We start from the raw sequence: 12,247 nt of genomic DNA, 5'->3' as shown, positions 1-12,247 counted from the left end.
ATAAAAAAAATGAGATTATTAAATATAATCTCATCTTGTCTGTATACTTCGTATATTTTCAACCTCTTCAATTGTTCTATTAATTAAATCCCCTATATTGTTTATATGTTTTTCTTCTATATTGTTTAAAAAGATAGCATAATAATATTTAGAATTTGTATTCACAACACCATAATCATAAATATTCCCCTTTTTATTTAGTATATTTTGATTTCCTACATTACTATATATAGATTTAAGAAATAAATCATTTTTTTCTCTTAGATAATGATCAAAAACCGAATTTAATGTATTTGATTTATTATTATATAATTCAATTACTTTTATTATATCTTTCACCGAAAAATTAATATAATCATGGTCTTTAAATTCATCTGAGAAATATTCATTAATTCTTATACCTCTATATGCTAAGTACCTATCCAATATATTTTTAGCTGCATTGTCCCCATTTATGTAAGCTTCATTTATTATCCTATCCAGTTTAATACTAGCTCCAATATTTGATACATTGTATATTTTGCTTCCTCCTACTAAATCTGATTTATCAAGCAGCATATTATCTTCCATTTTAATGATTTTTTCATCTATTGCATTTCTTATTACTATAAGCTTCATTAAAGGTAATATTTCTATCTTGTCCTTTTTTACTTCATGATTTATTCTTAATAAATCATAATTCCCCTTTTTTATATATAAAGATATATTTTCCTCTAATATATTATTATCTTCTAAATACGTTTTTACTTTTTCATATAAATATGATTCATAATTATTTTTAACTTTATTATTTATCAAAAATCTGTAATTTTTGTTTTCTTTATATTTTCCATCTTTGTTATCGTATTTTTTATAATACATATTTTTATTGTAGTTTTTGAACTTTTCATTAAATAGCTTATCTGAATAAGTAAACCTAGTTGTATTATTTTTTCTATTGAGCATTATAAAAATTATAAACAGTAAAAAAAATAATACAAAAGAAAATAAAATCAATTTTTTCCTTTTATCATTTTTTCTTTTCACTTTTAATTTTCTTATTTTAGTATGTTTCTCTTCACCTAACACTTTTTACTCCACATATTTTTTATATTCTGAGTATCCTTTTTCATCCATTTCATCGTATGGTATAAATTTTAAGCTGTCCCCATTTATACAATATCTTAATCCCCCAAGCTCTTTTGGTCCATCATTAAATACATGACCTAAATGTGTATCTCCTGATTTACTTTTTACTTCTATCCTTTTTCTATTTAATTTATTATCTTCATAGTAATTTACAGCATCTTCAATAGGTCTACTAAATGATGGCCATCCACAACCGGAATCAAATTTATCTGTAGATGCGAACAATGGTTGACCTGTAACTATATCGACATAAAGACCTTTTTCGTAATTATCTTCATATTCACTTGAATATGGCATTTCCGTGTCTGCATTTTGTGTTATTTGATATTGTTTTTCTGTTAATTTAATTTTTAATTCTTCGTCAGATGGTTTAACATATTTTGTGTATTTTAAATCATCACTAGATAGTGATAAGTCAACGTGACAGTATCCACCCGGATTTTTTTCTAAATATTTTTGATGATACTCTTCTGCTATATAGTAATTTTCTATAATTTTATTTTCAACAACAATTTCTTTGTCATAATTATTTTTAACCAGTTCAAAAAATTCTCTAACAGTCTGTCTATCTTCATTATTTAGGCTATATACACCTGTTCTATATTGGGTTCCTATATCTCCTCCCTGTTTATTTAGAGAGGTAGGATTTATAGTTCTAAAAAATTGTTCCAACAATTGATATAAATTGATTTTTAAAGGATTATATATAATTTTTGTTGTTTCTGCAAATCCTGTAGCTCCTGTACATACTTGTTTGTATGTTGGATTTTCTGTTATTCCATTTGCGTATCCGACTTCTGTCGCAATAACTCCATCTATCATATCAAAATACGCCTGAGTCCCCCAAAAACATCCTCCTGCTAAGTAAATCTCTTTTTCATTTTCTTTAGCATTAATTTCACTTTTTATTTTCATTCTAACCTCTTATATTTGTTTATATCTCTTTACATTTTCTTCCGAAAGAAAATCAAATGCATTATTTATCTTTTTGAACATTTCCTCAGCATTCTTTTCTTTACTTAAATCCGGATGATATTTTTTAGCTAATTTTCTATATACTGATTTTATTTCAGAATAATCAGAATTATATGAAACTCCTAACACATCACAAGCATTTTCATATTGAATTTTAAATTGTGAAAAAGGACTATATGTTTGATTATTACCGTATCCACCTTGATAAGCCCCTCCATTAAATTCACCAAATTGACCGAAAGCTTCTTCAAAGATTTTTTGCCATTTGGCATTTTCCTCTTCTTGTCTTCTTCGTCTAGCTTCTTCCCTTCTTCTCATCTCTTCTTCAAATTCTCTTCTCTTCATTTCTTTATAATCTTCTATATAATCAGAGAATTTTTTTGTGTTTTTTTGTTTTTTTGTAATTGATTCCGCTTTTTCAAATAAATAATTATTTGTAGCATATTCCCACATTCTCAAATAAATTAGACTTCTTTCTCCTATAAAAGCAATTAATATAGGTAATAGTAATATTATCAACAAATATTGTACATGTCTTGATAATAATAAAAATAATAAAAACGGAAACATAAAAAGTCCAACTAAACCTAATATAAAAATTGGAATCACAAAAAGTTTTATCTGTTTACTGAAGTTAGTAACCAATTCAAATATTTTTATTGTATATTTCATAAGAAAATTATTTATTTTTCCAATCCCATTTAATAAATATCCTAAAATTTTATTCATCTTCACCTCAATTTGTTAATATTCTATATTATATATTAAAAAAGAAATATGTAAAAATTATATAGATGAAAATTCATTATGAAATATCCAATATATAATTTTTTCTTTTACTTTTTTACCTGTAGCTCTTTCCAATCCTTGTTTATACAATTCTAATTGTGTTTTATATATTTCTTCATCTATTTTTTTATTAGTTTTAAAATCAACAATTACCAATTCACCATCTTCTTCAAAATACATGTCAATTTGTCCATCTACTAAATATATATTTGAATTATTTTGAATATCTTCTTTATATTTCATAGTAAAAGATTTTTCTTTATATACATTTTTAGAATTTAACAATCTCTTAAATAAAAAAGAGTTTACATAATCAGTTATTATTGATTTATCAACAAAGTTATATTCTGATTTTGAAATATAGTTATTATTTACTAAATTCAACAAAAATTCATCTATATTAATATTTTCCATTATAGGTAACATCTCAAATATATAGTGATATAGACTCCCCTTTTCAAGACTAGAAATTTTTTCTTGACTATCATCTAGTAAAAATCTAGGTCTATTTGACATTATTCCTTTAATTTCAACTTCTTGTTTTTGTTCACATATTATTTCATAATCCTTAAAATCTGATGAAGTATTTTTATCTTTTGCAGATATTTCTGTTACCGTCTTTTTATAAGGAATATTAATTTTTGAATTATCATAAGTAATGTCTAATTTCTTTAATAATTTATCAATTTCATTTTCAATCTTTTTATTTTCACCTATATTCACTTCACCCGAATCATCAACAGCTTTTAGATAATTATATTTTTTTATCAATTCAACAAAATTTTCATTATTAAACTTTATTGATACATTTTTCCCCTTAAAATAATCCGTTTCTTTATTTTCATCAAAATAATCACCGGAAATTTTATCTTTAGATAATATTGAATACATCCAAGAACTATATGTTCTTAAACTTTTATAATCATTATCAATAATAATATCTTTAGATGAACTAGATACAAAATATAGGCTTTTTGTAGCTCTTGTCAATGCAACATATAATAATCTCACTTCTTCCGATAATAATTCTTTCCTTTTTAAATCACAATTTTTTCTATAATGTAAACTGGTATAAATATCATTTTCATCTTTAATATTATTTTTTAGCGAAATACCAAATTTGTCATTTAAAACAATATTACTTTTTAAATCTTCTTCGTTAAATTTAGTATTTAATGATACCAAAAACACATTATTAAATTCCAATCCCTTAGATTTATGAATAGTCATTATCCTTACAACATTATCTTCCTCGGATAATTCAGCTCCCGGATCTCTGTCAACTAATTTTCTTTCAATCATTTTATCTATATAATTTATAAATGAATTTAATGTTTGAAATGAATCTTTCTCAAATTCAGAAATTTCCCTTATAAAAATTTCTATATTATCCATAATTTTATCTCCATAAGGTTTTGATAAGACATATGACATGTGTCCACTATCTAATAAAACATACCATGCTAATTGTGAAATAGTCATATTTTTTTCTAATTTTCTATATTTATTTATCTTAGAAAAATATTTTTTAATCTTTTCGGCAATATCACTATAATCCTTTATAAAAGATTCATCTTTTAAGCAATTTTTAAAACAATAATTAAATGAATTATCTTTATTATTTCCTCTTATTATAGCCAAATCTTCATCAGTAAAATTACCCATAGTTGACTTTAGGGCTGATAATAATGTTATATCATCAGTATCATTGTCTATAGCTTTTAATATTTCTATAAAAATTTGCATTTCTACGTCATTATATGAAAATTTTGTAGAATCAGAATAAAAAGGAATTTTTAATAGCTCTAAATTTTCGCATATTTCCGGAATAATAGTAGAATTTCTAGCTAAAATAGCTATTTCATTGTATTCAATACCTCTTTCATGTAATTCTTTGATTTTTCCTGCAACATAAATGGCTTCAGGATTTTTATTATAATATTCTTTTTTTACATTTATTTCTTTTAATTCTTCTTTATTTTTTTTTATAAATGTAAATTCTATATTTGATTTTTCATCATTATATTCATCAAATCCGGGTGTTAATCTATGTGATTCATCATCATAATTTACATCACCCATTTCTTCTGTCATTAAGTTATTAAATATAAAATTATTAAAATAAATAAGTTTTCTCTCCGACCTAAAATTATGTTTTAAATCTATGGCACTGTTTAGTTCAGTATTTTTCTTATATAATTCATATCTTTCCTTAAATATCAAAGGATCTGCAAGTCTAAATTTATATATACTTTGTTTAATATCTCCTACAAAAAATAAATTTGTTTCTCTTGATATTTTGTTTACTATATAATTTTGAACTTGATTTGAATCTTGATATTCATCAAAAAATATATATTCAAATTTTTTACGTAGCTCATCTACAACTTCCTCATCATCTAATAATTTAATAGTTAGATGTTCAATATCCGAAAAATCTAATGAACTTTTTTTCGATTTTAATAGCTTAAATCTGTCATCAAATTTTTCCAATATCATATACATAGCTTCTAAATTTCTCTTTGATATATCTTCATAATATATATCTTCATCTACATTTAATACAATTTCAGAAATTAATTTCTTAAATGAATTCCTATACTCATTGATATTATTTTTTAGATAATCTCTATCATCAATGGATATTCCCAATTTTTCACATTTTTTATCCGTAATGCTTTCCATTTTTTCAAGTGAAAATTTATTTATAGAGTCTTGTAATTCTTGATAATCAGAAGTATTTTTTATAATTAATATTTCAAGATTATCAGAGTTAATATTTTCTTTATATATAGTTAAATTATTTATCTTAGAATATAAAATTATATCAGCATAAATTTTTTCATATCTTACATATAATTCATCAATCTTTGTTTTATAATACAAAAACATCTCTTTTTTTCTATTATTATATTCATTAATGTTTTCGTAAAAATCCTTAAAATGATATTTTTTTATCTGATAATCAAACCATTCAAATGGATTAATTTGAGAATTTATAAAAGTATATAATTTGAACAAAACTTCCTTTACGTATTCATCACTATATTTTCTAGTAAAATTATCAAGTAAATAATAAAATTGTGAATCTTCAGTTTTATATAAATCATCAAAAACTTCATTCATCGCCTGCCATTTAATAACTTCTAAACTTGAACCGGTAAGAATCTTGAATGCAGGATTTATCCCTAATTTATAAAAATAACTTCTAAGAACTTCTATACAAAATGCATGCATAGTTGATATTTGAGCATTAGTCGTTTTATTATATTGTTTTTTTAAGAATATTTTAGTTTCTGAATCAACATCCTTTATTCGATCTGATATAGCCTTTTTTATCCTGTCTTTCATCTCGGCAGCAGCTTTATTTGTAAATGTTACAATTAAGAACTTGTCTATATCTATTCTTTTTTCTTCAAGCAAATGAATAATTCTTTTTCCTAAAACTTGAGTCTTACCAGCACCTGCTTGAGCTGATATTATAATATTTTTATTTCTTAAAAATACACCTTCTCTTTGTTCCGGAGTATATTTTATCTTACTCATGCTAATCTCCTAATTTTTCTTTTACAAATTTCCAATCAATGTTATCTAAATATTCATATCTCAAATCTTCATCTTTAGAAATAGTTTTTAGTTTTGAATAATCATATGGACTAAAATTATTCATTTTATAAGGTCTTAATGAAATATCACCATTTTTTATTTTTTCAACCGTTTGTTTAATATTTCTCTTATTATGATCAAACATATTTTTAAAGAATTCATCATTCACAGCATTATCCTTCTTTTCCAAAGCATATGCCCTACCATCAAACTTAAATATCTTAGAATTGTTTACTCTTGTTACATCAGTTTCACAATCCAATATCTTAAACAAATTTTGATTGTTATTTATTATACCCTCAAGCTTAAAATCCTTAAACATTTTACTTTCATCTTCACTATTTTTCATTATTTCATAACTAATTTCATTATTTAATTTTTGATAAAACGCACCTATAGCTTTTCCATTTTTATCACTATTTACCGTCGCTTCAAGATAAAGCATTAATTGCAAGTCAATTCCATGATAAATTTTAGCTATATCAAAGGTTTTATTGCCCGTCTTATAATCAATAACTCTAAAATACTTGAAACCATTGTAATCATACTCATCAACCCTATCTATTTTACCTTCTATATTTACAATTTTACCATCATCTAATTTAATTTTTATAGCTGGAAATACAGCATTATTTCCATATCTTTCTTCTAAAAAAATCTTAGATATAGAAGAAAAATCTATTTGTTCACTTATTATATCTAAATATGATTTAGAATGCCTCATAAGTTGATTTATAAAATATTTATTTTTATAGTCTTCTTTTTTATAACCATCAAAGGTGATGTCTAATGCTTTATTAAATATAACATCATTTTCAATGCCTTTTTTATGATATAAATTTTCGATTGAATATTTCATATATTCATGCATGAAATTCCCTGTGTCTAATTTAGATATATCATATGTATTAAATTCTCTTGGTTTAATCCCGTATTTTATAAAGTGTTCATAAGGATTGGCATTAAATGATTCTAATTGACTTATACTAAATTTATTTAAGTTATATATTTTTCCAGCAACTTCTCTACTAATATTTTTTCTAGTTTTATCTTTTCTTAATAATTGTATAGCATTTTTCACATTTTGATATCCCTCATATTTAGAAATTTTCTCTAATAATTTTTTTATAAATATGGTTTCATCATTTGAAATATAAACTTTATTTTTTATATCTAACAATTTTAATGGAAGATATTTATTTATAAGTGTTTTAGAATATATAACATCATTATATTTTAGTTCATCCTTATTGTAATTTTCAGGACAAATCATAGCTATAACCCAATCTAAAATTGATGCTTTATTCATAGATTCATTTGATGAATTAACTAAACTATAACTAAAATGTAGTTTTTCTGATGAAGTATACAAAAGTTCATAAAAAGATAATAAATCATTTGAATTAATATTTTCAGATGTATTATTTAAATCTATTCCACTATTTATTAAAATTTGTTTTTCATCATCTAAAAAAATATCTATATCATTATTAAGTATTGGATAATATAAATTTGACATTCCAACTATATATATTTTTTTAACAGAATTAAATCTTGATCTTTTTATATCTCCAATTATTATTTGATCTTGGCTAGGAGGAATGATTCCTATCTTAAAATTATCAATTGCAGATGTTAAAATATCTGAAAATTTTTCAAATTCAATTTCTTTTTCTGATATTAATTTATAAATATCGTCTAGTAACAAAACAAAATTATCCCATATCAATTTGTTTTCGTCTTTTTCATCTTCATTTAGATTTTGTTCATATTTATTATATGAATTAATTAGAGTTTCATTAAAAAATATCTTATAAATTTCATTTGTAAAATATTTAAAATCATTCTTTTTTCTTATTCTATAAATAATGCTATTTTCATATATTTCTCCAATTATATTTAATAACACTTTTCTAATCATTAAAATTTTATTAAGATTTTCAAGATCCTCTTCAACATAAAATTTCGAATTTTCACTAACATTAAAATATTTATCCTCAAAAATCATTTTCCCAAATATTTTTCTACGTGAAATAAATGATATAAAAATATTTATTTCATTATCTAAATCTTGTAAAAATGAAGCTTTAAGAAATTGAGAAATGGAAGCAGTACTTAAATTTGTATTTAACATATTTATCATAGATTTAATATATTTTATCATCGGATTTCTAAGTAGGTTTATCGATTCATCTATAAAATATGGTATTTCATTTATTTGAAATACTTTTTTTATCTTTTCAAAATATTCCCCTCTATTTGTTACAATAATTGCTATATCTGAATATTTATATTTTTCATTTATTATATCTTTTTTTATATTTAAAGCTAAACTTTCAATTTCTTGATTAGTATTATTTGTCCTTGTTAGGTAGATATTATCTAATTTATTTGTAATTTGATTTACTGAATATAAATTATATGAAAATAATTTATCTAAAAACAATTCATTTTTTGTATAGAATTTTTTTTCATCGGGTTTAATATACTCTATTTTATTGTTAAACTCTTTTTTATTTAATGAATTTAAAAACTTCATTGAAATATCAAATACTTCATAATCTTCAACATTTTCTTTTCTGTTATTCAACAGTCTATCATCTATTGTGATATTTATTAATGTAAATTCTGATATTTTATCAATTTTTGATACTATTTCTATTTCTTGTTTTGACATATCATTAAATTTATAAAAGAAAAATGATATATTTTTATACTTTTCAATGTTTTCTATACTATTAATTGCGACATCTGTTCTATCTATTGAATGATAATTTGAATACAATTTGTACTTTTGAAATTTTTCAAAAATAAGGAAAATATCCTCTAATTTTTGTTTTAATTCATTTTGAATTTGATCGGATTCTAAAATATTTTTAAGATCATAAATATTAATTTTATTGGAAATAATCTGTTCCATAAATCCTAACAATAATTCAATAAAATCTTTATTATAAATATTTTTTTGAAATATTCTTAATTCATCCTTTACTTCTAATAAAATGGACTGAATAATTAAAAATTTAGCAGAATCACTTAAGAAATTAAGTGTTCTGCCTCCATTTAAATGTAAAATTTCATTTATTATTGTCTTAAAACTTTTAATCCTTAAATTTAATGTTGAATCTATATTAAGCGTCTGATAAGCTTCTAACTCTGTTCCTAATGTGAATTGCTCCGGAACAACAATATATATAGTTTTACCTTCTATTAATTTTTGTTCTATTAAATTATATAAATATTTTTTACTATCATTTATATATCTAGACAATAATACTTTCAATTTCATCTCCTATTTAACTTAAAATTAATTTTGCAGCCCCAAACATTCCAGCATCATTACCTAATGTTGCTAATTCAAATTTAACATCTTTTAGAACTGAAAATGCATATTGCTTAAATGATTGTTGAATCCCATCAATTAAAAACTTACCCGCATTAGAAACTCCACCGCCAATTACAAACACATCAGGGTCAACTATTGCTGCAATAATCGCCAATCCTCTTCCCAAATGATCATTATATTGTTTCATAATTTCTTCTGCAACCTTATCACCATCTTTTGCAGCATCAAAAATTTCTTTTGCTCCAACATAATCAAAATCTCTTAAAATTGATTTTTCATCATGTTCAAATAAATAATCTTGTGCTAAATATTCTATTCCTGTTGCAGATGTAACTTGCTCTAAGCATCTATTTCCACCACAACCACATGTTCTTGATAAAGGTTGTTCTAAAAACGGCATATGACCAATTTCTCCACCTGAGCCGGTTCTACCGGATATAATATTACCATCAACAACTATACCTCCACCTACACCTGTACCAAGTGTAACCATTACAACATTTTTATATCCTTCAGCCGAACCTTTCCATAATTCACCAAGTGCTGCAACATTAGCATCATTTTCAACCAGTACTTTATATCCTAATTTTTCTTCGATATAATCTGCAACATTTGTATTATTTTCCCACCCTAAATTTACAGCTGTTTTTACTACTTTTTTATTTAAAATCGGTCCGGGAATTCCAATACCAATTCCTTGTAAATTATCTTTATTTAATTCATATTTTTCTATTATTTTTTCTAAATGTTCTACTAAATCAGGTAAAATTTCTTTTCCATTATTTTCTGGATTAGTTGGTATATTTGATTTATTGATTAATTCTCCTTCAGTAGTAAATAAACCAAATTTCATACTTCTACCACCTATATCAATACCTACAACAAATTTTTTCACTTTAATCCTCCGAAATATTATTATTTACTACTTATTATATCAATAAATGTGAATGTTTTCATTAAATTTATACATAATATTATCAAAATATTTGAAATACCTCTAATAATGTTATATACTTAATTGGTATTTTTATAATACATAGTGTTTACTTGGCACCCACTATAAAAATCAAGGAGGAAAAATGAAGAAATTAACATTGGAAGAAATGTCAAGACAAGCTATAATAGCTGCGATTTATGTAGTACTTACTATAAGTATAAGTGATTTTTCTTATGGCCCAATACAGTTTAGATACTCTGAAATACTAAATTTATTAGCATTCTTAAATCCAATAAATGCTATCGGAGTTACATTAGGGGTATTTATTTCAAATTTCTGGTCTACATTAGGATCTATAGATTTAATTTTCGGAACATTACACACAGCTATATCTCTATTTTTTATAACTAAATCAAAAAATATCATTGTTGCATCATTATGGCCAACAATTTTCGCATTTATAATTGGTTATGAATTATCCTTTTTAGCTGGTTTTGGTTCATTTGAGGTTATGACTTTACAAGTTATGGCATCAGAATTTATAATAATGACAATAATTTCAGTTCCAGTTTACATGCTACTTACTAAAAAAGAAAAATTTATAGAAGTAGTTGGCGGAACAAAAAAAATCTTAAAAAAATAAAAAATTAGATATAAGTTAAAAACTCCAAGACACAAAAATGAGATTGCTCCAAAAAGTTGGACTTTATACCAGAGGCATTTAGAAATATTTGTCTCTGGATTTTTTGTCCTAAATTTTTTTCTTAGAAAAATCACTGCTAAGCTTTATTCATAATATTTTCGTTTCCCTGTGCATTAGAAAACATCTTAAATAAACATTTAACCTCAAAAGTAATCCCCTTTATTCTATTTGTCACTTAATCACCTTATTTCCTAAAAATAGGCATAAAAAAGACACCTACTGTTATGTAAGTGTCATAAAAACTATTAATATTTAATTAGCCAAGCTAATCTCTTACTTTGACTTGTCTTTTACACGTTCTCCATCTTCATAAATTTATCCAGAGAGCCATGCAATAATGCCAAACTTACAAAAAGAGCAGGTAACTACTTCTTTATATGCTGATTCGTCCCCAGAATCCGGTTATAAAAAACAAATCGAAAAGAGTACTCTTCACTGAACTTATATCTATTTTTATTTATTTCCATTTTTAATCTTCAATTTATTGAAAAATACTTCCGCAATTTCTTCTGTTTTTTGTCCTAAAATAATCTGAATTTGAGAACCAAATGGTACAACCCCAATAATTCCATAAATTAATTTTAAATCTGCTTGATTCACTTTTTCGATATCATTTACTTCTACTCTAATTCTAGTTTTACAATTAGACATCGATTGTATATTTTCTATTCCACCCAATCCTTCTAAGATTGATACTGTTAAATCTGAAGTATTCATTTTATCCTCCTTATTTTAATTTAGTTTTATATATTATACCACTTTT

At 23.7% G+C, this 12,247-nt stretch carries 8 protein-coding genes; 1 reads left to right on the top strand and 7 read right to left on the bottom strand.

All coding sequences use genetic code 11. The features are described 5' to 3' along the window. Positions 1–30: 30 nt before the first annotated feature. The 6 genes from ABGF45_RS07595 to ABGF45_RS07570 are packed head-to-tail and all read right to left on the bottom strand — an operon-like array spanning position 31 to position 10,739. Positions 31–1,068 carry a hypothetical protein gene (locus ABGF45_RS07595; protein WP_134711784.1) on the bottom strand — a complete coding sequence of 346 codons (1,038 nt, stop codon included), beginning with the start codon at positions 1,066–1,068 and terminating at the stop codon, positions 31–33. 3 nt (positions 1,069–1,071) lie between these two features. Then, a complete protein-coding gene (msrB, locus tag ABGF45_RS07590; RefSeq protein WP_134744081.1) occupies positions 1,072–2,043 on the bottom strand; it encodes a peptide-methionine (R)-S-oxide reductase MsrB in 972 nt (323 codons plus the stop codon). A 9-nt stretch (positions 2,044–2,052) separates the two neighbouring features. Then, entirely contained in the window at positions 2,053–2,832 is a 780-nt protein-coding gene (locus tag ABGF45_RS07585; RefSeq protein ID WP_134711786.1) for a DnaJ domain-containing protein, read from the bottom strand. A gap of 57 nt (positions 2,833–2,889) precedes the next feature. Continuing rightward, positions 2,890–6,438 carry a UvrD-helicase domain-containing protein gene (locus ABGF45_RS07580; RefSeq protein WP_134744082.1) on the bottom strand — a complete coding sequence of 1,183 codons (3,549 nt, stop codon included), beginning with the start codon at positions 6,436–6,438 and terminating at the stop codon, positions 2,890–2,892. Between the two features lies 1 nt (position 6,439). Further along, a complete protein-coding gene (locus tag ABGF45_RS07575; protein WP_167554131.1) occupies positions 6,440–9,781 on the bottom strand; it encodes a PD-(D/E)XK nuclease family protein in 3,342 nt (1,113 codons plus the stop codon). Between the two features lie 13 nt (positions 9,782–9,794). After that, positions 9,795–10,739, bottom strand: a complete 945-nt coding sequence (locus ABGF45_RS07570; protein ID WP_134744084.1) for an ROK family protein — start codon at positions 10,737–10,739, stop codon at positions 9,795–9,797. A 184-nt stretch (positions 10,740–10,923) separates the two neighbouring features. Between ABGF45_RS07570 and ABGF45_RS07565 the strand changes: the two genes are divergently transcribed. After that, complete coding sequence (locus ABGF45_RS07565; RefSeq protein ID WP_134711790.1) at positions 10,924–11,424, top strand: QueT transporter family protein; 501 nt, start codon at positions 10,924–10,926, stop codon at positions 11,422–11,424. 513 nt (positions 11,425–11,937) lie between these two features. Here the strand turns inward: ABGF45_RS07565 and ABGF45_RS07560 are convergent. Beyond that, a complete protein-coding gene (locus ABGF45_RS07560) occupies positions 11,938–12,201 on the bottom strand; it encodes a PTS transporter subunit EIIB (protein WP_134711791.1) in 264 nt (87 codons plus the stop codon). Positions 12,202–12,247 lie beyond the last annotated feature (46 nt).

Origin of the sequence: Helcococcus sp. KG196, assembly GCF_046035495.1 — a bacterium.
In the GTDB taxonomy this organism is placed as follows: Bacteria; Bacillota; Clostridia; order Tissierellales; family Peptoniphilaceae; genus Helcococcus; species Helcococcus ovis.
This window is presented reverse-complemented; position numbering and strand designations above follow the sequence as displayed.